The organism is Halostella pelagica (assembly GCF_004762015.1).
GTDB classification, from domain to species: Archaea; Halobacteriota; Halobacteria; order Halobacteriales; family Natronoarchaeaceae; genus Halostella; species Halostella pelagica.
Map to the genome: position 1 here is coordinate 50,595 of NZ_SJES01000003.1, position 24,393 is coordinate 74,987.

Genomic DNA, 24,393 nt, shown 5'->3' on the forward strand with positions numbered 1-24,393 from the left:
CGCCGTCGATAGCCACTCGCCGGGAACGGGAGAAAAGAATAGGTGACTCCGGTAGAAACGTCTACAGTTACACTAACACGTCCACTTCGTAGCCGCGGTCCCGAAGTTCCGCCAGCAGTCGGTCGACGTGGTCGTGGCCGCGCGTTTCGAGATCCAGTTCGACTTCGGTGTCGCTCATGCCGATGTCCCGCGACGTGCGGTCGTGCTGGATGGCGTAGATGTTCGCGCGCATGTCGGCGATCACTTTCAGCAGGTCTTCGAGAGCACCGGGCCGGTCTTTGAGAACCGTTCGGACCTTCAGGTATCGGCCGGTTTCGACCAGTCCGCGCATCACGACGGTCGTGAGCATGTTGAGGTCGATGTTCCCGCCACACAGCGCCGGAACGATGACCTCTTCCTCCTCGTAGTCGAGGTGTCCCTCCAACAGCGCGGCAAGGGGAACGGCACCCGCACCCTCGACCATCGTTTTCGACCGTTCCAGCAGGTTCGTGATGGCCATGGCGATGTCCGCGTCGGGGACGGTTACGACCTCGTCGACCCGTTTCTGGATCACCTCGAACGGGAGTTCGCCGACGCTACGGGTCGCGATACCGTCCGCTATCGTGTCGACGCCGTCGAGTTCGTGTATCTCACCTTTCTGCAGGGAGGTCGCGACTGAGGAGGCCCCCTCCGCCTGGACACCCACGACGCGCGTCTCAGGGTCGTGGGCTTTGACCGCCGTTGCGATGCCGCTTATCAGACCGCCGCCGCCGATAGGGACGACGACGGTGTCGAGTTCGGGGAGTTCCTCGACGATCTCCAGACCGATCGTCCCCTGTCCGGCCATCACCATCTCGTCGTCGAAGGCGTGGACGTACGTGCGGTTCTCCTCGCGTTCGATCTCGTGGGCGCGTTCGGCGGCATCGTTGTAGTCGTCGCCGTGGAGGACGACCTCGGCCCCGTAGTTCCGGGTTGCCCCGACTTTCGAGATGGGGGCGTTCGTCGGCATGACTATCTTCGAATCGACGCCGACCCGCGAGGCGGCGAGCGCCACGCCCTGTGCGTGGTTGCCGGCGCTCGCGGTGACGACACCCGCGTTTTTCTCGGCTTCCGAGAGGGTTTTGATGCGGTTGGTCGCCCCGCGGATCTTGAACGACCCGGTCCGCTGGAAGTTCTCCAGTTTCAGGTACACCTCCGCGCCGGTCATCTTGGAGTAGGTGTGCGAGTAGTCCAGTGGCGTGTGTCGGGCGGTTGCTGAGACCCGTTCTCGCGCCTCGCGTACGTCCGCGAGTTCGATCATGGATCAACATACTCTGCCACCTTGGTAATGATTTATGATGTTCCGACTGCCGTCGACCTGAGAAGGGATACGGGTAGTACCCGAAAGGGGATGCGGGTACTACCCAAAGGGGAATGCACGGTGCGTGTGTCGTGCGTCTTTCCGTGGCGGGTCCGATAGTATAAACCCCACGCGTGCGGGGTGAAAGTGGAACCGCCCGAATGCGCCGCCGTGAAAAGAACGTCGCACGGCCGTCAGACAACTGTCATTCGTCACTGTGTACCACGATGTTATCGCGGTCCAGATACGTTCGGACTCGGCTCTCGAAGGGGCCGAATCCCGGCCATTCGACGGACGAATCGACACCGAGACGGGCGGGCGTTCCCACGTACGTGGCGACACTGTCGCCGTCCGCGGTCGGCACCGTCACTCGGACGTACAGACCGTCGTCGACGTTTTCGTAGGCGTCCAGCGAGCCAACGTCGCCCGTTTGCAGGATCCGTCCGTCCGCCGTCCCGCCGGGCGCAAGCGTCGGATACTCTCCGTCCACTTGATGGAGGCCGTCCAGACGCGCCGCCCCGTGATACGAGTACTCGTCGAGTACCGCGTCGGCCCGGGCCTCGTCGGTCAGCGTCCCGTAGACGAACACGTCCATAGTTGTGTCTCCGTTGCATCTCGCTCGCTGTCTGCGTTGCGGTTCGTGTCTTATTCCATCACACAAAGAATTTAATTACTCACCATATGCATTTAGTGTGAAACGGGAACAGATACTGATAGGTGCCACAGTCGCCGTCGTGGCGACCGCGGTGCTTCTCGCCGCCCTGTCTCCCGCGGCCCTCGCCCCACCGGACGAGGAACTGCAGACCGAGGGAGACAGTCGGTTAGGCATCGAAGAGGTTCGGATCGCTCCCGGCGACGTATCGAGCGGCACCGCGACGCTTACCGTCGAGACGCGACTGCGACACCGCGGGTCGGCGGCGGAGAACGTCACCGTCCTGTTGCGGGCGGTCGACACCGAGAGAGGCATCGTGAAGACGACCCGGGAATTCGACGTCGGCACGGTTTCCGGCGACCGGGAAACCGCAATCGAGGGCGGCGTTACCGTGCCCCGGAGCGGTAACTACCGTATCGAGACGGTCGTCTTCGCTGACGGTCAGCGCGTCTCCGAGGGACACACGGACGTCGGGGGCGTGGGGTCACTCCATCCGGTCGTATTCCAGGAATTCGACGACGCCGGAATGGCAGCCCTGCCGTCGGTCGAGTACTCGGTCAGCGACGCCGGCGAGAACCGGACATCGCTCGATGTCGCGGCCTACGTGACGAACTCCGACACCGAACGGGCAGAGAGCGTCGACGTGGTTCTGGTCGCTCGACAGGCGGAATCGAACATCGTCGCCGACAGGGAAACGGTCAAGGTTGGGTCCATCGCCTCCGGCCGCACCGTGACGCCGAACGCGTCCCTGACGGTTCCCGACGGCTACAACTACTACCTCGACGCGATGATCTTCCGCGACGATGTCCTCATCACGTCGACGCGAGCGCCGGCGACGCTCGCACCCGGGCAGAACTTCTCCGCCCCCATCGACGAGGGCGGTGACGAACTCGAAGTCGGGGAGTTCGAAGCGGACGACGGAACGACAACGGAAGAGACGACCCCTCACGACGGCGACTCGCCGAGGTCAGGGGGTGACGGCCAACCGGGATTCGGCGTTGCGGCCGCGTTGGTCGCGGTCGTCTGTGCGGCACTGCTGATACGGAGAGAACGATGACGAAGGAGACAACCGCTACGGAACCGAGGCGAACCGACGGTCCCGACAGAGACACCATCCGGCAGTATCTCCAGTGGGGCGTACTCGTCGCGTTACTGTTGCTTGCGGCGGTGTCGCTCCTCGGGTTTTACACAAATGCGACGGATGCGATAGCGCTGTGGGTGGCAGCCAAGTACGAACCACTGTTTCTGGCCGGGTTCAACCTCGCCGTTCTGCTGACCTCGGCTGTCGGCGTTTCATACGTCCTGCGGTCGCTGTAGCGACGGCGGCGTCCCCTATCGCCGCCGTCACCGCACCGTGCGAAGGTCGACGAACGTGCGTTCGGTCGCCGTGATCCAGGCTGACATCCGTTCGAACCCGGACGCCCCCCGCGGATAGAGGGTACACTCGTCCGGTTCGCCGTCCCGTTCGACAGTGACGGCGTGCAGTTCCGCGTCGGGTGTCACTGAATCGTCTGCCGATGTGTTGCCGTACATGGTGTGTGGCGTTCGCGACCCGGAATCCTTCCCCATCTCCCCATGTCACCCAAGTCACGTCACAGACTTGGTTATACGCCGGCTAGCGACGCCGAAGTGTGCACTCGGTGAAAGCCGAGTTCCAGGGACCAGCCGGAGACGTTCTGAGAAGTCGAGTAAACGGCTTTTACGCCGATAACTGGCGGTACAGAGGCATGTGACGGGTTCTAAAAAAAGCAGTAGTGAGTGTGTAAACCGCGGATATTAGCACCAGAACGGGCGGTCGTATTGTTTTGTTGAGGATATTCGCCGCGGTCCGATTCGCTCGCGGTTGACGAGGCTCACTCGACTCGAAAGGCGGTGCGGTCGGGTCGCCGCTGCTCCCTCACCGTTCGTCGATAGGGACGAACTCCTCGTCCTTGGAACCGACGTACCGGGCGCGCGGCCGGATGAGGCGGTTGTCCTCGAACTGTTCGAGGACGTGGGCGATCCATCCGCCGGCGCGGCTCATGGCGAAGATGGGCGTGTAGATGTCGATGGGGATACCCATCTGATAGTACGTCGACGCGGAGTAGAAGTCGACGTTCGGCGCGATGCCTTTGTTCTCGGCCATGTACTCCTCGATGGCGACGCTCATCTCGTACCAGCGCGTGTCGCCGGCCGCCTCGCCGAGCGCCTCCGACTTCTCGCCTAAGATCTTCGCGCGGGGGTCTTTGACGTTGTAGACGCGGTGACCGAACCCGGGCACGCGACGGCCTTCTTCGAGAGCGTTCTCGACCCAGCCGACGGGGTCGCGGTCGCTCTCGTCGACCTCCTCTAGCATCCGCATGACGTTCTGGTTCGCGCCGCCGTGGAGACCGCCCGACAGCGTGCCGATAGCGGACGTGACTGCGCTGTGGAGGTCGGCGAGGGTGCTAGAGGTAACCATCGCCGAGAACGTCGAGGCGTTCAGTCCGTGGTCGGCGTGTAGCACCAGCGCCATGTCGAACGTCTCGGCGAGTACCTCGTCCGGTTCCTCGTCGTTGAGCATGTAGAGGAAGTTCGCCGCGTGGCTCAGGTCCTCGCGGGGTTCGACGACTTCCTGTCCGTTTCGGAGGCGGTTGTACGCGGCGAGAACGGTCGGTATCTTGGCCGTGATCCGGCGGCCCTTCCGGAGATTGGCCTCGCGGTCGTCCGGTTCGTGCTCGGAGTCGTCGGGGTCGTACGCCGACAGCATGGAGACGGCGCTCCGGAGCGCGGCCATGGGGTTTTCGTCCTGGTCCGCGAGTTCGGCGACTGCATCCATCACGCCGTCGTCCACGTCCCGCTCGGCCACCATCTCCGCGGTGAACTCGTCGAGTTCCGCCCGGTCCGGCAGGTGACCGTGCCAGAGCAGGTACAGCACTTCCTCGTAACTGGCTTCCCTGGCAAGGTCTTCGATGGTGTACCCCCGGTAGATGAGACGACCCTCGTCGCCGTCGATGTGGCTCAGACCGGATTCCGCGACAAGCACACCCTCGAGCCCTTTCTTCAACTCGTCAGACATACCGTGCCAATTGCTTACCTGCCGGGAAAAGCATTATCGTTTGCCCGTAAACGGGAAGAACCGGTATACAAACGATCACTTCAGAAACGCTCGTACCGCCTCGGTGTAGGCATCCGTCCGATCCTTGGAGATCCAATGATACGCGTTTTCCAGCGCCTCGACCGCTGGTGCCGGGCTATCCCCGTCCGGTCGATCCGCGTAGTTGGGCGGCTGGAAGTCGTCGGTCACGCCCTTCAGCAGGCGCGTCCCGTCGGACCAGGGGATCTTCATTCACGCGTCGGCGAGTGTCTTCGTCGCCGCTCGGACATCGGCGAACACGCCCGGACCGTAACACGTTCGATAGTTTCGCTCGGCCTCACCGCCGCGAGACGGCCGGAGCGGCAACGTTTTTCTCGGGAGGCGTACAACTCGAAACCATGGACGCGCCCGTAGAGGTCGAGTACGAACCCGCGAGCGTCAAGGAACTGCTCGCGGAGATGAAAGACACCGCAGAGTTGCTCATCGACCTCTCGTACTCGGCCGTCCTTCTCGGCAGCGACGAGGTAGCCGAGGAGGTGCTGGCGCTCGAAGAGCGGATGGACGTGTTGCAGCTCCGGGCAAGAATGAGTCTGTTGATGGCCTCCAGAAGTACCGACGACGCCGAACAGCTCGCACCCGTCCTCGGCGTCGTCGGCGCGGCGGAGAAGATAAGCGACGCCGCCGGCGACATCGCGAAGGTCGTCATCGAGGAGATCGGTCTCCCGGACGCGATGCGGACGGCGCTGCCCGACGCCGTCGAAACGCTGGTCCGCGCGACCGTCCACGACGACAGCGAGTACGTCGACCGGACGCTGGGAGACATCAACCTCGAAACGGAGACCGGAGTCCGGATCATCGCGATCCGACGCGGCGGCGACTGGCTGATGAACCCCGACCGAGAGACTCGGATCCGCGCTGACGACGTGCTCCTCTTGCGCGGGCCGAACGACGGCATCTCCACCGTCTACGCGACGGCCACCCGCGAAGCGTACGACCGGACGGAACCGGTAGAGGCCGGCATCGACGACCTCGAACGCGCCGTCGACTCCATCGTCCTGATGAAAAACATGAGCGAACTCGCCGTCGACCTGGCGTACGGGTCGGTGCTGTTCGACAGCGAAGACGTCGCCGCCGAAGTGGCCGAACTCGAAGCGGAGGTCGACGCGCTGCAGTCGCGGTTCGAGGCGTGGACGCTCCGCGCCGCCGCCCGTGTCGACGACCCGGTCTCGTTGCGGGGTCTGGTACAACTCGGCGCGAGCACGGAGGAGATAAGCGACGCCGCCCTCGAGATATCGGAGGGCGTGCTCCGCGGCCTCGGCACCCACCCGGTCGTCGCGGAGGCGGTTCTGGAGAGCGACGAGGTGATAGTCAGGTTCACCGTCGAACCGAACAGCGAACTCGACGGCGTCAGCCTCGGCGCGCGGGAAGTCAAAACCGAGACCGGCATGCGCGTCATCGCCGTCCGGAGACCGAGCGGAGAGACGGGCGACGACTGGGTCATCTCGCCCGGCCCCGAGACGGAACTCCGCGGCGGCGACGTGATCCTCGCGAAGGGGACTCGGACCGGGGCGGAACGGCTAGAAGCGCTCGTGAGTTAGTAGACCGGCGGCGATTGCCGTTACTCTCGCATAGCGAGTCTGACCGCCGACACCACCGTCAGTGCGGTCGTGAGCAACATCGCCGACGTGACGGCGGCAACGAACGCGAGTGCGAGATACAGGAACGGCGAGCGGCCGCGGAACGTCGCGCCGGGGAGGACAGCCGGGACGACGACAAAAAACCCGTAGAGGACGACGGCGAACCCGACGCCAGCGGCGGCGCTCACTTTCGCGTGGCGGGGCACGTTCAGCGCCCGCATGAACTGGACCATCGGCGGCCGGTCGGGGGCGTCCTCGGACACGTCCGAGCGTGTGAACTCTACGACCAAAGCCGCATCGTTCCGCCGCGAACGGATACGAAACCGACCGTCGGGTCGAACGACCGGAAGTCCGAACCCCTAAGGCGTATCACATCCACGATCCGTCAATGACGACGCTGGGCACAGCGAGCGCGGGCCCCGGAGAGATGGACACGGGGCGACTTCGTGTCGGCGAGACCCGTGACGGGAGTCCGGCGGAACTGCCGGTCGCGGTGATAAACGGGGCCGAACCCGGTCGGACGCTGTACGTTCAGGCCGCGAGCGACGGCGACGAACTCAACGGCGTCGGCGTGATCCAGCGGTTCGTCCCGCAGGTCGACCCCGGGGAACTGGCCGGCGAGATACTCATCGTCGGGATCGTGAACTACCACGCCTTCCAGGTCGCGGAACACCGGAACCCGATCGACGACACGAAGATGAACCGGGCGTATCCGGGCGACGAAAACGGCACGTCGAGCGAGCGGATCGCCGCGGCGACGTTCGAGACCGCGACGCGCGCGGACCTGATCCTCGACCTCCACCAGGGGTCGACGAGTCAGATGTTGAACGAAGTGCGGGTTCGCTGCGGAAGCCGTCACCGCCTGCACTCGAAGTGCCTGGAACTGGCGAAGGCGTTCGGCTGCGGCTACGTCCTCGACCAGAAGGGTCCGGACGGTCAGCTAGCGCGTGCCGCCCCCGACGAGGGGGTCCCGACCATCGACCCGGAACTCGGCGGGTCGGTCGGCTGGGACGAGGAGAGCATCTCGATAGGCGTCGAGGGAGTGTTCAACGTACTCAGACACTACGACTTTCTCGACGGCGACGCGGCGCTTAACAACCAGACCCGCGCCGGCGGGTTCGATCAGTTCGGGTCGCCGGTCGGCGGACTCGTCCGGTTCCGGCGCGAACTCGGCGACCGCGTGTCCCGCGGGGACACCATCTTCGAAGTGACCGACGCGTTCGGACAGGAGAAGGCCACGGTGACCGCGGACGGGAGCGGGATATTCTGGCGGGCCCGCCGCCTTCCCCAGGTCGCGACCGGGGAGTACGTCTGTTCGGTCGCCACCGATATCGACGAGTACTGACGCGGACGACCACCGAAACCGACTACGACAGATGCCCACTGACCTTCATTGCCGCGCTTGCGGCAACGAGTACGACGCCGGACCGGACGAACCGTGGCGCTGTGACTGCGGTCACGCGCTCGATTTCGCGAACGAACCGCTCCCCGAGGGGAGCCCGCCCCCGTTCGAGAAACTAGATACCCGCCGGGGGCTCTGGACGTTCTTCGAGTTCCTGCCCGTGAGTCAGCAGGTGAGTCTCGGCGAGGGGTTCACCCCGCTCGTCGACGCCCCGGACTGGGACGCCCAGTTCAAACTGGAGTACGTGTTCCCGTCCGGGAGCTTCAAGGACCGCGGGGCGACGGTGACGCTCTCGCGGGCGGTCGAACTCGGCGTCGACACCGTCATCGAGGACTCCTCGGGCAACGCCGGGGCCGCCATCGCGACCTATGCCGCCCGGGCCGGTCTCGACGCCGAGATATACGTTCCGGCGGACATCAAGCAGTCCAAGCTCGTCGCCATCCAGCGCGCCGGTGCGCGGCCTGTCCGCGTCGAAGGCGGGCGCGAGGCTGTCACCGAAGCGTGTCTCGACGCAGTGCGCACCGGTGACGGCTGGTACGCCAGCCACGCCTGGAACCCCGCGTTCTACGCCGGGACGATGACGTTCGCCCTCGAAGTCGCCGCCCAGCGCGAGTGGACGGTGCCGGACGCCGTCGTCCTGCCGCTCGGCCACGGAACCCTCTTTCTTGGCGCTTACCGCGGCTTCAGGGCACTTCGGGAGGCCGGCATCACCGACGACGTTCCCCGCCTGCTGGGCGCACAGGGGACCGGCTACGCGCCGTTCGCGGCGGAGCTACAGGACAACCGCCCCGAGCGCGAAGAGCCGGGCGCGGAACTGACCGCCGCTCTGGACCGGGACGACGAACCGGAGGCGATAAACGAGATAGTCGACGGCATCCACATCCGCGACCCGGCGCGGAGAGAGCAGGTCGAAGACGCCATCCGGGAGACGGACGGGGACGCCATCGCACTGGGCGCAGACGCCGTCGAAGGGACGCTCGACCGCCTCCATCGTGCCGGGTTTTACGTCGAACCCACGAGCGCCGTCGCGCCGGCGGCGCTCGGCGAGTACCGCCGCGAAGGTGTTCTGGACGAGGACGACGACGTCGTCGTCCCGCTGACCGGAAGCGGGATGAAGACGTTATAGCCGTACTACTCATAAATGATACCTATAGAGAAGTTGCCAATACGGATCAAACTAGCCTCGATCGTATAATTTAGAGGTCATAACAAGTTCGCGCGCTCTACAGAATCGGGAGAATCCGGGATATCTTCGTGACGGAGTCTGACAGCCGTCAATGTGTACAGAGACACTATTGAATCAGACCGCGTGATTGTTAATTAACGAATGATCAACTGGGGGCTTATATAGTCGTACTTTGCCAAATATGCCCGCAATAGTATGTTGGTATACTGTATAATTAATAAGTATATCTAGCTATAGCAAGACTTAAGTTCTGATCGTCGGACCCTCGTATGTTCCCATGAAAGACCGCCGAAGCTTTCTCAAGAGTGTGGGCGCAGCGGGCGGCGTAGCATTCACAGCGGGATGTATCGGACAGTTCGGAAGCCAGCCGTACGGTGACGGTACACTTACGTTCGTCATGTCGCCGACGGAACCGCAGGAGTTTATGGAGTCGCAGTACGCGCCGGTACGGGACTATCTGGACGAGGAGACCGAGGACGACGTCGAGGTCGAACTCCAGTATGCGAACAACTACTCGGCGGTGCTTCGTGCGCTCGGCGAGGGTAACGCCGAAATCGCCGAGACCGGGCCGTTCGCCGCCGCGCTCGGCGTTCGCGGCGATCAGTGTGACGTGGTCCTCCAGCGGTACGCATACGGTTCGTGGGACTACCACTCCGTACTTATCACCAACGAGGACAGCGACATCGAGGAACCCGCCGACCTCGAAGGACGCGACATCGGCTTCGCCGCCACGACCAGCGCCAGCGGATCGCTGTACCCGCTGTACATGCTCAAGCAGGCGGGTCTGGACATCGGCGACGCCCCGATGAGCGACGACGGCGCGGACTTCAACGCCTCCTGGTCCGGTCACGCGCAGGCGTTCGAGGCGCTCCAGAGCGGACAGATCGACGCGGCAGGCGTCGGTCGATTCATCACCTGGGACTACGGAAACGAGGACTACGTCGAGGGCATCCGCGAGGTCGACAGCGTCTCCGGCATCCCGCGTGCGCCCATCATCGTTAGCCCCGAACTCGACGACGAGAAAAAGGAGAAGTTCACCGACGCCTTCCTCGACGCACCCGAGGATATCTACCTGGGCGAGGACGGCGAGGAGGACGCGGAAGACGAGGAGAACCCGGACGACCTCTGGTTCAGCGACGTACGCGAGGCCGACGTCGACACGTACCAGCCGGTCGTCGATGTCGCTAACGAGCTTGGCATCGAGTCCGACCTCCTCGACGAAGGTACCGAGTAACCGTCACAGAGTCATAATTTCTTCAAGTGGAATCTACTCCAATGCCCGCTGTCTCCGTTCAGGACCTTACCAAGACGTACGGCGAGGGCACGACGGCCCTCGAAGACGTATCTTTCGAGATAGAGAAAGGCGAGTTCGTCGTCGTCCTCGGCCCCTCCGGCGCGGGGAAATCGACGCTGCTGCGCATCCTCAACGGTCTGACGACGCCTACGGACGGGTCCGTCGTCATCAACGGCGAGGAAGTCCAGGGCCGTCGAAGCGACGTGGCGATGGTGTTCCAGTTGCACTACGTCATCGAGAGCATGAGCGCGTATCGCAACGCGCTGACGGGCGCGCTCTCGCGGACGGGCCTCCTCAGTAGCATCTTCACGTGGTACGACGACGAGGACAAACAGGCCGCGCTCGACGCGCTAGACACCGTCGGCCTCCTCGACGAGGCCGAACAGCGCGCGGGGTCGATGTCCGGCGGCCAGCAACAGCGCGTCGGCATCGCCCGAGCGCTCGTCCAGAACCCGGCCCTACTTTTGGCCGACGAACCCGTCGCCAGTCTCGACCCGAAGGCGGCAACCGAGGTGATGGGGTACATGCGCTCGGCCGCCAAGGAGCGGAACCTCACCACTATCGCATCGCTCCACCAGGTGAACATCGCCCGCGAGTTCGGCGACCGGTTCATCGGCATCCGCGACGGCGAAGTGGTGTTCGACGGCGGCGAGGACGCACTGACGATGGAGGCCGTCGATGACATCTACTACGGGGAGGGCGGCGACGACCCGATGGAGGTGCTCGGCCAATGAGCGACGACACGAGCAGTGATTCGCCCGGCGACGTGGTCGAAGACGGCGGAACGCCCGAAGACCGTACGCGAACCCTCGACGAGACGCTCGCGCGGATCGAGCGGAACCAGCGCATCCGCCGCTTCGCACTCGGCGTCGGGCTGGTCGTCCTCGGCGGCATCACTGCTGCGGGCCTCATCTTCATCGGTTTCAACCTCGCCGACCTGACGCGGACGTTCCCCGGCTTCCTCGAGTCGCTGTTGGACTTCATGCCGCCAGACTTCGTCGACTTCACGACCTACACGTCCGAGAACGACATCCGCGGCCCGCAAGCGGTGTACGAGAGCCTGATTCGGCCCGGAACGCTCGTCGAGAGCCTCGCCGAGCAGGACGGCCTCGTCGGCCTGTCGGTCATCACCATCGCTATCGGGTTCTGCGGGACAGTGCTCGGGTTCCCGCTCGCACTGACGTTCGGCGTACTCGGCAGCGAACGCGTGGTCCCGTTCCCGTTCAACTTCATCTTCCGCGGAACGATGTCGACCATCCGGGCTATCCCGGCGCTCGTGTGGGTGCTCATCTACATCCCGCTGGCCGGACTCGGACCGGTCGGCGCGCTACTGGCCGTGGCGACCGACACCGTCGGAAACCTCGGCCGCCTGTTCACGGACGAACTCGAGGAGATCGACGACGGCCCGATCGAGGCTATCGGCTCCACCGGGGCGTCCGACTCCCAGCGCGTCGCCTTCGGTATGCTCAGCCAGGTGTTCACGTCGTTCATCGCCTGGACGCTGTACATCTTCGAGATCAACGTCCGAGTCGCCGTCTCGCTCGGCGTCGTGGGCGCGGGCGGCATCGGGATGTACATCCAGCAGCGGTTCTTCGGCTTCCTTGAGTTCGGAAAAGGGATGGCCGCGATCATCATGGTTATCGCCATCGTCCTCTCCGTCGAGATGATCTCCTCCCGTCTGCGCGCACGGCTGCGGCCGAGCGAACACGAGAGCAAGAGCTTCCTCGACGCGCTCGGCGAACTCTCCGACTCCGACAAGTGGCTCGGCAGCCGGTCGAAGGAGTAAACCGACCGGTTCCGGCCGTCGAATCGCACACCACGTTTCTCCCGCGGTCCGTTGAGGGGTCAGCCGCGCTGCGCTTCCGCGTCCCGCGCCGTCGAAAGCACCGCGTCGTGGACCGCGCCGTTCGAGACGACGAGGCCCCTGCTGTCGTGGTGCCAGCGGTTTCCTTCTAGATCCGTTGCCTCACCCCCCGCACACCGGACGAGGTGAACGCCGGCGACGGTGTCCCAGGGGTTCCCGCGGAGGTTCGAAAACACGCCGTCCAGCGCGCCCATCGCGACGTATCCCAGGGATATCTGTGCGGACCCGTACCGCCGGAGATCCGCGAACCGCTCGACGATGCCCTCCGCGGCGGCCGCGTACTCGTCTCGACTGTCGAAGTCCCACCAGAGCGTCGGCGAGACCGTCGCCGTCTCCGGGCCGTCTCGCCGGCTGACCGACAGTTCGTCGCCGTTCAGCCGCGCCGTCGTATCGTCCGCGAGGAACTCGTCGCCGACAGCAGGCGCGACCGTCGCGGCCGCGACCGGTTCGCCGTCGGCGACGGCGGCGACGCTCGTACACCAGAACGGGACGCCGCGAACGAAGTTGTTCGTCCCGTCGATAGGGTCGACGACGAAGGCCGACCCCTCGTCGGGCACCGTCGTCGGCGCGTCGTTCTCCTCGCCGACGATCGTGACGTCCGGGTAGTCCGCCCGGATCGTCTCGATGACGCGCTCCTGAGCCTCTCGGTCGGCCCGCGTCACCACGTCCGTGTCGCCGTCTTTCGTCTCGACGGCGAGGTCCGTCCTGAAGTAGTCCGCGGCGACGGCCGCCCCCTCGCGGGCGGCGCGGGTCGTGACGGCCGCTCGCTCGCTCTCGCTGTCTGCCATGTCGTGATTCGCGCCGGCGAGAAGGATATGGGCACCGGTTTCGCGGCCGCCGGTTGATGCGCAAAGCGTTAGTTCGGGCCGGAAACATCACGGAGTATGCGATACCCGGGAGAGAGACAAGTGCTTTCGGCGGCTGAGGTGTCCTGATGGTCCAGCGCGTGCCGAACTACTGTCCGCAGTGCGGGACTGCGGTCGAATCGCGGACGTTCGAGGGACGGGAGCGCCGCTACTGTCCCTCGTGCGAACGGTTCGTCTTCCGGAACGCCGCGCCCTGCGGCGGCGTCGCCGTGGTCGACGGCCACACCGACGCGGTTCTGCTCGTCGAACGGGCGGTTCCACCCGGCAAAGGTGAGTGGACGTTCCCCGGCGGCCACCTCGAAGCTGACGAACCGCCGGCGGCCGGCGCGGCCAGGGAACTCGAAGAAGAAACCGGCATCACCGTCGACCCGGATGACCTGCTGCTCGCGGACGTCCGCCAACTCGATCCGTTCGACGGGAAGTACGTCGTCTCGATCCGCTACGCCGTCGCGCGGTCGGCGACAACGGGCGTACCCGAGGCCGGGTCGGACGCGGAAACTGCCGAGTTCGTCCCGGTCGAGGAGACACGGGACGAAGCGCGACCGTTACGCCCCCACGTTCGACCGCAGTTAGACGATGTACTCGACGCGCTGGGCGACTGATAGGGGCTTTGTAACTGTGTTCCGCTATTCACCGACCCAGTGTCGGCAAAATGCCGAACTGGCTTGTGACAGTCCCTATGAATGGCTCTCGCAGTTGGCTGTCGGATGTCATCGAATTGTTCGGACATTCCCGTCGTCGTTCGGCAACTGCTCAGTACAGGCGAAAACGTTACCGGAGCCGCTATCCACCTCTCCGGTAGCTGTCAGAGATGGCGTGTTAACCGCAGAAAACGAGCGTCGCAAATGCACTACGGTTTCAGCGGGAGACTCGTCCTACCGTTCGACCGCATGACTTCTCTGTTGCGGTCGGGCCACGCCAGTAACCGATCACGTAACAACTCCCCGTCGACGGTCTTCGGATCATAGCCAACGGTTTTGGCAGTGATCGTCAAAACAATCCAGCCACCGTATCCCAGAATAACCGTCACGCCAGTCAGTACGACTACTGAGACGCATACCCTCACAAGACGCTTTCCGAACCGCACGTCTGCGTTATTCGATTCTTCTAATTCTGTCATACATACAACCACTATATATGGTGTCAAAAAGATAGTGGCACTTCTCTTGCTTACACAGTGTTGCGTTTGCGCCTGTATTCAGCACGACTTGCCGGACAACATCTAAAACCGGTAAGTGCCTCAACGGTCAGTTCGCAAACCACCACACCGACTGGTTCGCCAGAACACGGGAGAAAGTACCTCCCGAGAGTATCCCGATACCACCTGTACCCGGTGCGGAGAACCAGCCTGCTAGGCTCATTTCTCAGGATGCGTCGGCGCGTCGAACCCGCCCCGAACTAGCGGTTTCGCAATATGGCGGCGCGCGCAGGGCGGAACCTCGTACCACCCGCGTTCCAACTCGCGGTCGACGGGACGGTCGACCTTCCCCGCCGCGGCGGTTCCGCAGTCCCGACAGCGGTAGCCCTGGTTCCGGCCCGCGCTCTTCATCGAGCGCCCGCACTCGGGACAGTCGGGCGTGACCAGTTCCGTCCCGTTCAGGTCGCGGACGGCGAACTTCTCCAGTTTGAGCGTGCCGTCGGCGACCTCGCCGCAGGCGGTGATCCGGTCGCCGGCGCGGAGCGCGCGGACGCGGTCGCGGAACCGCTTTGTGGGTTCGAAGGCGGCGCAGTCGAGGGCGGCGTCGCCGTCTTTGAGCGTCAGGAAGACGTGGCCGCCCTCGCGGGTCTCGGGCGGGTCGGCGACCGTCGCGTCGACGCGGTAGGAGCGGCCGTCGCGCGCGTCGGCGAGGGCGGCGTCGCGGAGGTGCGCGTCGGTGCCCTGGTTCGTCCGGAACAGGGCGGTCGATTCGACTGGCTCGCTCTCGATGCGCTCGGCGACTTCGCGGACCGTCTCGGGGTCGTCGCCGCGGATGCCGTGGAGGATCGGGCCGGGCGTGCGCGGGACGCAGACGGCCTGTCCCTCGCCGCGGTCGACGGTGTCCCAGGCGGCGGGGTAGGCCTCGTCGGCGGCCGCGAACACCGAGTCGTAGTCCACGTCGCGGGGCGTCCCGCGGGCGTCGGGGTAGCGGTAGGAGATGTATTCGTAGGTCCACTCCGGGACGGCGCGCCAGGCACCGACGGCGGCCAGCGCGCCGATCGTTCCGCGAGCGTTCTTCCATCCGGCGCGGTGGTAGCCGTGCGCGTCTGCGAGTTCGGTCGCATCGTCGATGGCGTGGTGGTCCCGCATCGCGTCGCGGGCGAAGGCGGCGACGTCGTCCGGCGCGTCCTCGGGCGCGTGGGGCGCGACGACCAGTCCCGGATTCGTGTTCTCGTCGTCGGTTTCGGCCGCCGCGGCGAGGACATCGTGAGCCACGTCGAACGCGGCTTCGGGATCGATATCCGCGTGGACCGCGAGCGCGGCGTTCCCCCGTGTTTTGTAGGGAACTGCGGGGTTCAGGCGAACGAGTAGCAGTCGCTCAACCTCCCCGCCCGCGTCGCGGATCCCGTCGGCGACGGTGCGAGCAACGTAGGTCGTACACATCCCGCGTTCGCGGGAATCGGTGTCGTCGATCCCGAGGACTACCGGCATCGTCGTCCCGTAGACGCCGCGTCGGTGTAACCCCTTTCGTCTCACCTGACTGTATAAGAAAGTACCGCTGTCTAGCAGGTAAAACCGCCTGACGCCGTTCGGACACCGGCGACACAACGCATATATGCGATGAAAGGCTTACCTATGGGTATGACTCGGTCTGCACTGGTCGGCAACGTCACCGCGATGCTCGAAGACGCGGGCTTTACGGTGAGCGACCGGTGTGCGATCAGGCCCAAAAGCTTCGACATCGCGGCCCGCCGCGGCGACGAACTCGTGTTACTGAAGATCCTGGCGAACATCGACGCCTTCGACGGCGAAACGGGTGCCGAAATGCGCCGTCTCGGCACCTATCTTGACGGGACGCCGATGGTGATCGGGCTTCGCACCCGGGACGAGGAACTCAAGCCCGACGTGGTGTACTTCCGGCACGGCGTCCCCGTATTAAGTCCGGACACGGCGATGAACCTCTTCGTCGAGGAAGTGCCGCCGCTCATCTACGCCGCGCCGGGCGGTCTCTACGTCAACATCGACGGCGACATTCTGGCCGACAAGCGCGAGGAGAAGGGGTGGAGTCTCGGTCAACTCGCCTCCGAACTCGGCGTTTCCCGGCGCACCGTCTCGAAGTACGAGGACGGGATGAACGCCTCCGTCGAAGTGGCACAGGACCTAGAGAACATGTTCGAAGCGCCGCTGACGAGCCCTGTCGACGTGTTAGACGGAACGGAAGAGGTCCACGACGCGGACCCCACGCCGGAAGACCCCGAGGCGGACCCCGACGACGAGCGTATCGTCGCCGTCATGACGCGAGCCGGGTTCGACGTCCATCCCACGCTCCGGTCGCCGTTCAAGGCGGTCAGCGAGGACGGTGAATCCGGTGAAGGGACGGTGCTGACGGGCCACTCCAAGTTCACCCGAACCGCCGAGAAGCGCGCCCGCATCATGGGCTCTATCGGACGCGTCACCCACACCCACTCCGTCTACTTCGTCGACAGCGCCAAGCGCGACTCCGTCGAGGGGACCGCCATCATCGAGCGAGAGGAGGCCGAATCGGCCCACGACGCCGAAGAACTCCGCGACCTGATCCGTGAACGCAGCGATGGGGAGCCCGCCTGAACGTTCGCGCCGTTGCGGCGGTCGACGAACAGGAATCCGTAGCCGCGGCTCCTGAAAGCATTTACCGGAGTCGCCGGAAGCTTCCGCCATGCGCCGCCGCAGCTACGTCCTCGCGCTCGCCGGTCTCGCCGGTTGTGGAACCCCTGATAGCCGCGAAGGCACGACAGCACAGTACACCGCCAGCGTATCGGTCCGCGCCTCGGACGCGGTCACCGCTCGCGTCGTCGTTGCCGACGACGACACTGGCGACTGGGTGTACGACGAGCGACACGACCTCGAACCGCTGGACCGGTTAGACCTCTCTGACGCGTTCGACCCGGGGCGCGGCTACGTGGTTCGCGTCCTGATCGACGGCGAGGTCGAATTCGAACGGACGGTGTACGCGTACGAGGAGTACGTTCTCCGGATCGCGAACGGCGACGTGACCGTCGAAGCGCACGGCGAACGCTGACCGCTGGGCCGTTAAGAATTGTCGTAACTGCGTCCCGGCGTTCGCCGACCCCGCGTCAGTGAATCACCGAACTGACTGACAACAGCCCCTATCAGGCCGCGCCGTCGCCGTACGTCTTTTCGAGGTACTCGACGATGTCGTCGCTCTCGGGCATCCCGTCGACGCCGTGTTCCTCGTCGACGAGGACGGGGACCCCGGTCTGGCCGCTGACTTCCTCGACCTCCGTGCGCTCGCTGTGTGAACTCGGGACCATGTGAGACTCGTACTCTAAGCCCAGCTCTTCGAGTTTGTTGACGACTTTCGCGCAGTACGGACAGCCTTCGAGTTCGTACAGTTCCAGATTCGCCATGTCGCTTCGTAGTCCTCCCGGACAAAAAAGAGGACCGAAGGTGTGTGCTCCGCACGCATTTCCCCGAAAGCGAAAGCGGACGCCGGCCTACAGCTGACCGGTGAGGATGCCGCTCGTTCGGACGAAGAAGTAGACGACGAACGCGCCGGCCAGCGCCCACTGCCCGATGGAGACGTCTCTCGCCTCGCCGGTCGCTGCCTTGACCACGGGATAGCTGATGATCCCGGCGGCGATACCGTAGGCGATGGAGAACGTCAGCGGCATGATGATGATAGTCATCCCGGCGGGTACCGCGTGCGTGACATCCTCCCACTGGATGTCGGTGACGTTACCGAGCATGATGATGGCGACGACGACCAGTGCGATGTGCGAGGCGTACTGTGGAATGGCCGCGGCCAGCGGCACGACGGCCAGTGAAAGCAGGAAGAGGACGCCGATGACCAGCGCGGTCATGCCGGTCCGGCCGCCCTCCTCGACGCCGGTCGCGGATTCGATGTACGTCGTCACTGTGGACGTGCCGAGCATACCGCCGACGGTGGTGCCGACAGCGTCGGCCATCAGCGGCTTGTCGATGTCGGGGAGGTTCCCGCGCTCGTCGAGGAAGTCGCCCGCCTGACCGACGCCGACCAGCGTCCCCGCCGTATCGAAGAAGTCGACGAAGAAGAACGTGAACACGACGAGCGCGAAGCTGAACGCCTCCACGTTCTGGAAGCCTTCGATGAACGCCCCCGCCAGAGGCGTGATGTCGTACTGGGCGTCAGGGAGTTGCGCCGGCGCGAGAACGCCCTCGCCGACGACACCGCCGAGCGTCAGCCCCCATCCCGCGACCGCCGTCAGGAGGATGCCGAGGATGATCGACCCACGAATGCCGTTGGCGTACAGCGCCAGCGTCAAGAACAGGCCGACGACGGACAGCACGGCGACGGGGTCGGACGCGAGGTCGCCGAGCGCGAGGATGGTTCCGGCCTGGTCTGCTCCGACGACCACCTGCATCGCTTCCAGCCCGATCAACGCCAGGAAGAGGCCAATACCGGTCCCGACCGCGAACTTCACGGGTTCCGGGAAGAGTTTGATGACGTACTCCCGGGCACCGATCGCCGTCAGGACGATGAACAGCACACCTTCGGTGACGACGGCGGCGAGCGCCGTCTGCCAGGGAATGCCCATCGCGCCGACGACGGTAAACGCGAAAAACGCGTTGAGCCCCAGACCCGGAGCCTGACCGAACGGGCGGTTCGCGTAGAACGCCATGACCAAAATCGCCGCCGCGGAGGCGAGTATCGTCACGACGGCAAGCATCTGGATCACCTCGACATCGCTGTATCCGTCGATGGCGATGCCCGGCGACGTTATCTCTCCCGCCTCGTTCGTGGTCTGGGCCATGATCACGGGATTGACGACGATGATGTACGACATCGTGAGAAACGTCGTGACCCCCGCCAGTATTTCGGTCCCCAGATCCGTCCCGTGCCCCTCGAAGTCGAAGTAGTCTGCTAGTGTGTCACTGATCGCCATATCTCACTATCTATAAACAAGTCAATCCTACTTAATGATTACCGTGATCCGGCCCGTTACGCCGCAGAGACGTGACACCGCGCCTTCGTCAGACCGCGCGCAAGTTTAAATACGACGGCGGCGGATCCGTAGACGAATGCACGTGGGGGACCTCCCCCTGCCCCCGGAGTTCGTCGACCACTTCCGGGAGGAAGGGATCGAGTCGCTGTATCCGCCACAGGTCGCCGCCGTCGAGGCCGGCGTCCTCGCGAGCGGAGCGAGTGATAGCTCGTCGGAGGGTTCCGACGGCATAGCTACCGACGAGTCCGTCGTCGCCGCGATTCCGACAGCCAGCGGCAAGACGTTCGTCGCGGAACTCGCGATGCTGACCAGCGAGGGTCCCTCGCTGTTTATCGTGCCGCTACGGGCGCTCGCGACCGAGAAGTACGAGACGTTTCAGGAGTTACCGGGCGTGAGCGTCGGTATCGCGACGGGCGATTTCGACGCCAGCGACGAGGAACTCGGCGACCACGACATCGTCGTCGCGACGAGCGAGAAAGTCGACTCCGCCATCCGCAACGGCGCGGGGTGGGTCGAAGACATCGGGTGCGCCGTCGTCGACGAGATCCACCTGCTCGACTCGCGGAGTCGCGGGCCGACGCTGGAGGTCACCATCGCGAACCTGCAGCGTCTCACGCCGGACCTGCAGATAGTCGGCCTGAGCGCCACCGTCGACAACGCCGACGAGGTGGCCGACTGGCTTGACGCCGAACTCGTTACCGCGGAGTGGCGGCCGGTCGACCTCCGGACCGGCGTGTACGCCGACGGCGCGATCACGTTCGAGGGCGGCGACACCCGCGCCGTGCCCGCGGACGGTGACGCCCCGACGGAGGCGCTCGTCCGCGACGCCGTCGCCGAGGGCGGCCAGTGCCTGGTGTTCGTCAACTCCCGCGGGGCGGCCCACGACCTCGCACGAGATCTAGCTGACGAGGGCGTCGTCAGCGACGCCACGAGTGAGGGAGAAACGGCGGCCAACGGCGGCGTTCGGGGCGACCCTGCCGCCGTCGCCGAGGAGATACGGTCGACGGCGACCACCGGCACCGGGACTGCACTCGCCGAGTACGCCGAAACGGGCGTCGCGTTCCACCACGCCGGCCTGCGATCGGAACACAGGTCGAACGTCGAGGCGGCGTTTCGCGACCGTGTGCTCTCCGTCATCTGTGCGACGCCGACGCTCGCCGCCGGGGTGAACGTCCCCGCGCGGCGGGTGGTCGTCCGCGACCACCACCGCTACACGGACGACGGCGTCGAATCGCTCCCCGTGCTGGAGGTCCACCAGATGTTCGGCCGCGCCGGGCGGCCCGGACTGGACCCGTACGGCGAAGCGGTACTTGTCGGCGACGGAGACGACGCCGCCGACCTCCGCGAGCGGTACATCGGCGCTGACCCCGAAGCCGTCACGTCGAAACTCGCAAACGACGACGCCCTCCGCACGCACGTCCTCGCCACCGTCGCGAGCGGGTTCGCCGACTCCCGCGAGGACCTACTGGAGGTGTTCGGGTCGACGTTCTACGCCCATCAGGACCCGGATGCCGACCTCACCGGCATCACGGACGATGCCATCGCCTACCTCGAAGAGGCCGGGATGATCGCCGACGGTGGCGACCTCTCCGCGACGGAACTGGGCGAACTCGTCTCGCAGGTGTACGTCGACCCGCTGACGGGCGCAGACGTGTTGGCGGCGCTCGACCGTGCCACCGAACTCGACCGCGTCGAATCGCTGACCGTTCTCGAACTGGTCTGTGACACGCCGGACATGCGCGGGTCATACGTCCGCAACAGCGAGGCAGGCCGTCTCACGCAGTTCGCGATGAACAACGAGGCCGTTCTCGCGAAGTCCGTCAGCGATTTCGACGGCGACTTCCAGGCGTGGCTGGAGTCGCTGAAAACCGCTCGCCTGTTGGACGACTGGATCCACGGCGAGGACGCCGCGGCACTGGCGGAGCGGTACGGCGTCGGTCCGGGCGACATTCGCCGGACGGCCGAGCGCGCGGAGTGGCTTCTCAACGCGACGGAGTCGCTCGCCGAACAGGTCGAAAACGAGGGCGGTATCACGGAGACGATCCGGGAGACGCGGGAGGCACTGGGGCGGCGACAGCCCTGACGCGCCGGATAGCCGTCATCCCGGGAAAGTCAGAACTGCGTCAGCGATCCGACCGGGGCGTCGGTCCGCTCTCTGGCGCGGGCGACTCCTTCGTCGCCGACCGCGATGAGCGCGAACACGCCCGCCACCGTGGCGTCGGCGTGCTGTGCGATGTCGAGCAGGAGTTCCTGCGTCTCGCCCGAGCGGATGAGGTCGTCGACGACCAGCACGGTTTCGCCGCTCCCTATCGCCGACGACGGCAGGTAATACGTGAGTTCGATGCCCGACTGGAGGCGCTGGCGGGACTCGATGAACTCCTCGACGGCGGTCTCCTTGGACTTCTTCGCGTAGGCAGAGCGAGCGCCGAAGTAACTCGCCATCGCCGCCGCGAGCGTGATGCCGTCGGTCGCCGCGGTCAACACGACGTCCGGTCGCTCGAAGTCGAACGCGCCGGCGGCGACGGGCGCAATGAGGTCGAGAAACGACTGGTCGAAGACGACGTTGGAGTTGTCGACGTACCCCTCGTCATCGACCTGAACGCGCTCTTCGAGTTCCCGCCCGAGCGCCTCTCGGCCGACGCCGTCGACGACCTGACGGGCGCGGTCTGTGCTCGGGAGAACGTGCCCGTTGACGTACCGGTTGAGATCGCCCGCGGGGAGGTCCGTCAACTCGGCGAGTTCGTCGTACGTACGCGTCTCCTTCAACATCCGCAACACTCGGACGGACCGTAGCTGGAGTGCGGCTTTCTCGGCGCGGTTCATAGCATGTATGCATTATTCCGCAAGTATGAATACGTCGATGAGTGACAGACGCTGAGTCGACACAGTCGTGGATAGATAGGCCTCGTCCGTAGTGGAGCCATACGAAACGAATCCCTCAGAGCTAGGGGGATGGAGACGTGAAAGTGCGGAGAGTCGTTGAAGCGGTTCCGGGGGCCGGGAGAGATCAGGTCGGGGCAGTTCTACTTCAGAAAGGTCGGCGCACTCCGCCGCTGGTCGACCTCGGTTCGAAGGTGGTCGCGGAACTCGTCTATCTCGACGCCGTGTTCCTGGCTCTCCGAACGGTCCCGCACCGATATGTCGCCGTCCTCCTCCTCGTTGTCGCCGACAATGATCTGGTAGGGGACGCGGTCGTCATGGGCCGCGCGGATCTTGCGTTCGAGCGTGGAGTCGCGGTCGTCCACCTCGGCGCGGAACTCGTCGAACTCGTTTCGGACCCGGTACGCATAGCCCTTGTTCTCGTCGCTGATAGGCAGGATCCGGACCTGTTCGGGGGCGAGCCACGGCGGGAAGTTCCCCTCGAAGTGCTCGATGAGCACCATGAAAAAGCGCTCGTAACTGCCGTACAGCGCGCGGTGGATCATGACCGGCTGATGTTCCTCGTTGTCCTTGCCGACGTAGGACAGGTCGAACCGCTCGGGCATGTTGAAGTCTAGCTGGACCGTCGGGCCGTCCCACCGACGACCGATGGCGTCCTCGAAGGCGAAGTCGATCTTCGGGCCGTAGAACGCGCCGTCGCCCGGTTCGATGTCGTACTCCTCGTCGCGAGCGTCGAGAACGGATTCGAGTTGGGACTCCGCTTTCTCCCAGATCTCGTCGCTACCGACGCTTTTCTCGGGTCGGGTCGCGAGCGCCACGTCGTAGTCTAGGTTGAACGTCGACAACACCTCGTCGATCATGTCCATGATCTGTTCGACTTCGGATTTGATCCCCTCGGGTCGGACGAACAGGTGGCCGTCGTCAATGGTGAACGCCCAGACGCGCGAGAGGCCGGAGAGTTCGCCGCGCTGTTCTTTCCTGTACACCTTCCCGTTCTCGGCGTATCGGATCGGCAGGTCGCGGTACGACCACGAACTGTCGTCGAAGATGGTCGCGTGGCCCGGGCAGTTCATCGGCTTGAGGCCGTACTCGTCGTCGCCGACGTCGAAGATGAACATGTCGTCCTGGTAGTTCTCGTAGTGGCCGCTCTCCTGCCAGAGATCGGTCTTGAACACGTGCGGCGTCTCGACGTACTCGTAGCCTGCGTCGAGGTTGAGGTCCTCGACGAACGACTCCAGTTCCCGAAGTATGGTCTTGCCCGGCGGGTGGTACAGCGGCAGGCCCGGGCCGGTGACGTCCTGAATCGAGAACAAGTTCATCTCGTTGCCGATCTTCCGGTGGTCGCGCTTCTCGGCCTCGCGCTTGCGTTCGAGATACTCCTCCAGGTCGCTCTCGTCCTCGAAGGCCGTCCCGTAGACGCGGGTCTGCATCGGGTTCGCCTCGTCGCCGCGCCAGTAGGCGGCCGCGATCTCTTCGAGTTTTACCGCGCCGATCTCGCCGGTGGACTCGACGTGCGGGCCGGCACAGAGGTCCTCCCACTCGTCCTGGCTGTAGAACGTGACGGTCTCGCCGTTCTCGGCGAACTCCTCCAGCAGTTCGAGTTTGTACTCCTGGTCGGCCAGGCGCTCGCGGGCCTCGTCGACGGAGACTTCCTCGCGTTCGATGTCGTAATCCGCCTCGATGATAGCCTCCATCTCGGCCTCGATCTCGCCGAGGTCGCTCTCGTCGATATCCAAGTCGTCGAAGTCGTAGTAGAATCCCTCGTCCGTCGGCGGGCCGATAGCCAACTGGACGTCGTCGTACAACCGTTCGACCGCCTGTGCGAGACAGTGCGCCGCGGAGTGGCGCATCACTTCGAGATAGTCGTCGGCCCCGTCGGTGACGATCTCGATCCTGGCACCGTCCTCCGTGACGGGTTGTTCCTTGGCAACGAGTTCGCCGTCGATCCGACCCGCGACGGTGTCGCTACCGAGTCCGGGACCGATCTCGTAGGCGACGTCCTCGACGGTCGATCCTCGTTCTACATGGAGTTCTGAACCGTCTGGTAGTACTACCGCGATGTCGTCGTGTTCTGAGTTTGCGTCCTGTGACATAGTTACACATCTTGCTGGGCGGGTTC

At 64.8% G+C, this 24,393-nt stretch carries 25 protein-coding genes; 12 read left to right on the plus strand and 13 right to left on the minus strand.

Annotated features, from left to right (window positions below; genetic code table 11):
• Nucleotides 1-67: 67 nt before the first annotated feature.
• Both ilvA and EYW42_RS08390 read right to left on the minus strand, forming a co-directional pair.
• On the minus strand, nucleotides 68-1,279 hold the full coding sequence (gene ilvA / locus EYW42_RS08385) for a threonine ammonia-lyase (RefSeq protein ID WP_135534821.1): 1,212 nt from the start codon (nucleotides 1,277-1,279) through the stop codon (nucleotides 68-70).
• 244 nt (nucleotides 1,280-1,523) lie between these two features.
• On the minus strand, nucleotides 1,524-1,913 hold the full coding sequence (locus EYW42_RS08390) for a gamma-glutamylcyclotransferase family protein (protein ID WP_135534822.1): 390 nt from the start codon (nucleotides 1,911-1,913) through the stop codon (nucleotides 1,524-1,526).
• 97 nt (nucleotides 1,914-2,010) lie between these two features.
• Between EYW42_RS08390 and EYW42_RS08395 the strand changes: the two genes are divergently transcribed.
• Nucleotides 2,011-3,027 carry a DUF7490 domain-containing protein gene (locus tag EYW42_RS08395; protein WP_135534823.1) on the plus strand — a complete coding sequence of 339 codons (1,017 nt, stop codon included), beginning with the start codon at nucleotides 2,011-2,013 and terminating at the stop codon, nucleotides 3,025-3,027.
• The gene (locus EYW42_RS08400) at nucleotides 3,024-3,287 is read left to right on the plus strand and encodes a hypothetical protein (protein WP_135534824.1); all 264 of its coding nucleotides are present in this window, start codon (nucleotides 3,024-3,026) and stop codon (nucleotides 3,285-3,287) included. The genes EYW42_RS08395 and EYW42_RS08400 overlap by 4 nt, the downstream gene beginning before the upstream one ends.
• A gap of 27 nt (nucleotides 3,288-3,314) precedes the next feature.
• Here the strand turns inward: EYW42_RS08400 and EYW42_RS08405 are convergent, their stop codons facing one another.
• From EYW42_RS08405 to EYW42_RS08415, 3 genes are all read right to left on the minus strand, one after another.
• Entirely contained in the window at nucleotides 3,315-3,539 is a 225-nt protein-coding gene (locus EYW42_RS08405) for a DUF7511 domain-containing protein (RefSeq protein WP_202613848.1), read from the minus strand.
• Nucleotides 3,540-3,867: 328 nt separating this feature from the next.
• Complete coding sequence (gene citZ / locus EYW42_RS08410; protein WP_135534825.1) at nucleotides 3,868-5,007, minus strand: citrate synthase; 1,140 nt, start codon at nucleotides 5,005-5,007, stop codon at nucleotides 3,868-3,870.
• A gap of 75 nt (nucleotides 5,008-5,082) precedes the next feature.
• Entirely contained in the window at nucleotides 5,083-5,277 is a 195-nt protein-coding gene (locus EYW42_RS08415; protein ID WP_135534826.1) for a hypothetical protein, read from the minus strand.
• A gap of 146 nt (nucleotides 5,278-5,423) precedes the next feature.
• Here EYW42_RS08415 and EYW42_RS08420 point away from each other — a divergent pair, with 146 nt between their 5' ends.
• Nucleotides 5,424-6,623: a potassium channel family protein gene (locus EYW42_RS08420; RefSeq protein WP_135534827.1), complete on the plus strand. Its 1,200-nt coding sequence runs from the start codon at nucleotides 5,424-5,426 to the stop codon at nucleotides 6,621-6,623.
• 20 nt (nucleotides 6,624-6,643) lie between these two features.
• Here the strand turns inward: EYW42_RS08420 and EYW42_RS08425 are convergent, their stop codons facing one another.
• Nucleotides 6,644-6,925, minus strand: a complete 282-nt coding sequence (locus EYW42_RS08425; RefSeq protein WP_135534828.1) for a DUF7536 family protein — start codon at nucleotides 6,923-6,925, stop codon at nucleotides 6,644-6,646.
• A gap of 125 nt (nucleotides 6,926-7,050) precedes the next feature.
• Here EYW42_RS08425 and EYW42_RS08430 point away from each other — a divergent pair, with 125 nt between their 5' ends.
• From EYW42_RS08430 to phnE, 5 genes are all read left to right on the plus strand, one after another.
• Nucleotides 7,051-8,007, plus strand: coding sequence for a succinylglutamate desuccinylase/aspartoacylase family protein (locus EYW42_RS08430; RefSeq protein WP_135534829.1), 957 nt, complete (start codon nucleotides 7,051-7,053; stop codon nucleotides 8,005-8,007).
• A gap of 31 nt (nucleotides 8,008-8,038) precedes the next feature.
• A complete protein-coding gene (locus tag EYW42_RS08435) occupies nucleotides 8,039-9,190 on the plus strand; it encodes a pyridoxal-phosphate dependent enzyme (RefSeq protein WP_135534830.1) in 1,152 nt (383 codons plus the stop codon).
• Nucleotides 9,191-9,527: 337 nt separating this feature from the next.
• Nucleotides 9,528-10,484 carry a substrate-binding domain-containing protein gene (locus EYW42_RS08440; protein ID WP_135534831.1) on the plus strand — a complete coding sequence of 319 codons (957 nt, stop codon included), beginning with the start codon at nucleotides 9,528-9,530 and terminating at the stop codon, nucleotides 10,482-10,484.
• Nucleotides 10,485-10,525: 41 nt separating this feature from the next.
• On the plus strand, nucleotides 10,526-11,278 hold the full coding sequence (phnC, locus tag EYW42_RS08445) for a phosphonate ABC transporter ATP-binding protein (RefSeq protein WP_135534832.1): 753 nt from the start codon (nucleotides 10,526-10,528) through the stop codon (nucleotides 11,276-11,278).
• Nucleotides 11,275-12,330 carry a phosphonate ABC transporter, permease protein PhnE gene (phnE, locus tag EYW42_RS08450; RefSeq protein WP_135534833.1) on the plus strand — a complete coding sequence of 352 codons (1,056 nt, stop codon included), beginning with the start codon at nucleotides 11,275-11,277 and terminating at the stop codon, nucleotides 12,328-12,330. Before phnC ends, phnE begins: the two co-directional genes overlap by 4 nt.
• 59 nt (nucleotides 12,331-12,389) lie before the next feature.
• Here phnE and EYW42_RS08455 read toward each other — a convergent pair whose 3' ends face one another.
• Nucleotides 12,390-13,196 (minus strand): inositol monophosphatase family protein, encoded by an 807-nt coding sequence (locus EYW42_RS08455; protein WP_135534834.1) that lies wholly within the window; start codon nucleotides 13,194-13,196, stop codon nucleotides 12,390-12,392.
• 146 nt (nucleotides 13,197-13,342) lie between these two features.
• On the opposite strand from EYW42_RS08455, the gene EYW42_RS08460 reads away from it, so the two are divergent.
• On the plus strand, nucleotides 13,343-13,876 hold the full coding sequence (locus tag EYW42_RS08460; protein WP_135534835.1) for an NUDIX domain-containing protein: 534 nt from the start codon (nucleotides 13,343-13,345) through the stop codon (nucleotides 13,874-13,876).
• A 248-nt stretch (nucleotides 13,877-14,124) separates the two neighbouring features.
• Here the strand turns inward: EYW42_RS08460 and EYW42_RS08465 are convergent, their stop codons facing one another.
• Together EYW42_RS08465 and EYW42_RS08470 are read right to left on the minus strand one after the other, a co-directional pair.
• On the minus strand, nucleotides 14,125-14,394 hold the full coding sequence (locus tag EYW42_RS08465) for a hypothetical protein (protein ID WP_135534836.1): 270 nt from the start codon (nucleotides 14,392-14,394) through the stop codon (nucleotides 14,125-14,127).
• 237 nt (nucleotides 14,395-14,631) lie between these two features.
• Nucleotides 14,632-15,903, minus strand: a complete 1,272-nt coding sequence (locus EYW42_RS08470) for a TiaS agmantine-binding domain-containing protein (RefSeq protein ID WP_135534837.1) — start codon at nucleotides 15,901-15,903, stop codon at nucleotides 14,632-14,634.
• Nucleotides 15,904-16,053: 150 nt separating this feature from the next.
• Between EYW42_RS08470 and EYW42_RS08475 the strand changes: the two genes are divergently transcribed.
• Complete coding sequence (locus EYW42_RS08475) at nucleotides 16,054-17,019, plus strand: transcriptional regulator (protein WP_135534838.1); 966 nt, start codon at nucleotides 16,054-16,056, stop codon at nucleotides 17,017-17,019.
• Nucleotides 17,020-17,107: 88 nt separating this feature from the next.
• Nucleotides 17,108-17,470: a hypothetical protein gene (locus tag EYW42_RS08480; protein ID WP_135534839.1), complete on the plus strand. Its 363-nt coding sequence runs from the start codon at nucleotides 17,108-17,110 to the stop codon at nucleotides 17,468-17,470.
• 91 nt (nucleotides 17,471-17,561) lie between these two features.
• Here the strand turns inward: EYW42_RS08480 and EYW42_RS08485 are convergent, their stop codons facing one another.
• Nucleotides 17,562-17,819 carry a glutathione S-transferase N-terminal domain-containing protein gene (locus EYW42_RS08485; protein WP_135534840.1) on the minus strand — a complete coding sequence of 86 codons (258 nt, stop codon included), beginning with the start codon at nucleotides 17,817-17,819 and terminating at the stop codon, nucleotides 17,562-17,564.
• Nucleotides 17,820-17,906: 87 nt separating this feature from the next.
• Nucleotides 17,907-19,334, minus strand: a complete 1,428-nt coding sequence (locus EYW42_RS08490; RefSeq protein WP_135534841.1) for an NCS2 family permease — start codon at nucleotides 19,332-19,334, stop codon at nucleotides 17,907-17,909.
• Nucleotides 19,335-19,470: 136 nt separating this feature from the next.
• Between EYW42_RS08490 and EYW42_RS08495 the strand changes: the two genes are divergently transcribed.
• Nucleotides 19,471-21,477 (plus strand): DEAD/DEAH box helicase, encoded by a 2,007-nt coding sequence (locus tag EYW42_RS08495; protein WP_135534842.1) that lies wholly within the window; start codon nucleotides 19,471-19,473, stop codon nucleotides 21,475-21,477.
• 29 nt (nucleotides 21,478-21,506) lie between these two features.
• Here the strand turns inward: EYW42_RS08495 and EYW42_RS08500 are convergent, their stop codons facing one another.
• Both EYW42_RS08500 and thrS read right to left on the minus strand, forming a co-directional pair.
• A complete protein-coding gene (locus tag EYW42_RS08500) occupies nucleotides 21,507-22,217 on the minus strand; it encodes a phosphoribosyltransferase family protein (protein WP_135534843.1) in 711 nt (236 codons plus the stop codon).
• Nucleotides 22,218-22,417: 200 nt separating this feature from the next.
• Complete coding sequence (thrS, locus tag EYW42_RS08505; RefSeq protein ID WP_135534844.1) at nucleotides 22,418-24,367, minus strand: threonine--tRNA ligase; 1,950 nt, start codon at nucleotides 24,365-24,367, stop codon at nucleotides 22,418-22,420.
• Nucleotides 24,368-24,393: the final 26 nt, after the last annotated feature.

Coding starts and splice junctions, on each gene's coding strand:
- ilvA (WP_135534821.1), bottom strand. CDS start 1,279: ATGATCGAACTCGCGGACGTACGCGAGGCGCGAGAACGGGTCTCAGCA.
- EYW42_RS08390 (WP_135534822.1), bottom strand. CDS start 1,913: ATGGACGTGTTCGTCTACGGGACGCTGACCGACGAGGCCCGGGCCGAC.
- EYW42_RS08400 (WP_135534824.1), top strand. CDS start 3,024: ATGACGAAGGAGACAACCGCTACGGAACCGAGGCGAACCGACGGTCCC.
- EYW42_RS08405 (WP_202613848.1), bottom strand. CDS start 3,539: ATGGGGAAGGATTCCGGGTCGCGAACGCCACACACCATGTACGGCAAC.
- citZ (WP_135534825.1), bottom strand. CDS start 5,007: ATGTCTGACGAGTTGAAGAAAGGGCTCGAGGGTGTGCTTGTCGCGGAA.
- EYW42_RS08415 (WP_135534826.1), bottom strand. CDS start 5,277: ATGAAGATCCCCTGGTCCGACGGGACGCGCCTGCTGAAGGGCGTGACC.
- EYW42_RS08420 (WP_135534827.1), top strand. CDS start 5,424: ATGGACGCGCCCGTAGAGGTCGAGTACGAACCCGCGAGCGTCAAGGAA.
- EYW42_RS08430 (WP_135534829.1), top strand. CDS start 7,051: ATGACGACGCTGGGCACAGCGAGCGCGGGCCCCGGAGAGATGGACACG.
- EYW42_RS08435 (WP_135534830.1), top strand. CDS start 8,039: ATGCCCACTGACCTTCATTGCCGCGCTTGCGGCAACGAGTACGACGCC.
- EYW42_RS08440 (WP_135534831.1), top strand. CDS start 9,528: ATGAAAGACCGCCGAAGCTTTCTCAAGAGTGTGGGCGCAGCGGGCGGC.
- phnC (WP_135534832.1), top strand. CDS start 10,526: ATGCCCGCTGTCTCCGTTCAGGACCTTACCAAGACGTACGGCGAGGGC.
- phnE (WP_135534833.1), top strand. CDS start 11,275: ATGAGCGACGACACGAGCAGTGATTCGCCCGGCGACGTGGTCGAAGAC.
- EYW42_RS08455 (WP_135534834.1), bottom strand. CDS start 13,196: ATGGCAGACAGCGAGAGCGAGCGAGCGGCCGTCACGACCCGCGCCGCC.
- EYW42_RS08460 (WP_135534835.1), top strand. CDS start 13,343: ATGGTCCAGCGCGTGCCGAACTACTGTCCGCAGTGCGGGACTGCGGTC.
- EYW42_RS08465 (WP_135534836.1), bottom strand. CDS start 14,394: ATGACAGAATTAGAAGAATCGAATAACGCAGACGTGCGGTTCGGAAAG.
- EYW42_RS08470 (WP_135534837.1), bottom strand. CDS start 15,903: ATGCCGGTAGTCCTCGGGATCGACGACACCGATTCCCGCGAACGCGGG.
- EYW42_RS08475 (WP_135534838.1), top strand. CDS start 16,054: ATGACTCGGTCTGCACTGGTCGGCAACGTCACCGCGATGCTCGAAGAC.
- EYW42_RS08480 (WP_135534839.1), top strand. CDS start 17,108: ATGCGCCGCCGCAGCTACGTCCTCGCGCTCGCCGGTCTCGCCGGTTGT.
- EYW42_RS08485 (WP_135534840.1), bottom strand. CDS start 17,819: ATGGCGAATCTGGAACTGTACGAACTCGAAGGCTGTCCGTACTGCGCG.
- EYW42_RS08490 (WP_135534841.1), bottom strand. CDS start 19,334: ATGGCGATCAGTGACACACTAGCAGACTACTTCGACTTCGAGGGGCAC.
- EYW42_RS08495 (WP_135534842.1), top strand. CDS start 19,471: ATGCACGTGGGGGACCTCCCCCTGCCCCCGGAGTTCGTCGACCACTTC.
- EYW42_RS08500 (WP_135534843.1), bottom strand. CDS start 22,217: ATGAACCGCGCCGAGAAAGCCGCACTCCAGCTACGGTCCGTCCGAGTG.
- thrS (WP_135534844.1), bottom strand. CDS start 24,367: ATGTCACAGGACGCAAACTCAGAACACGACGACATCGCGGTAGTACTA.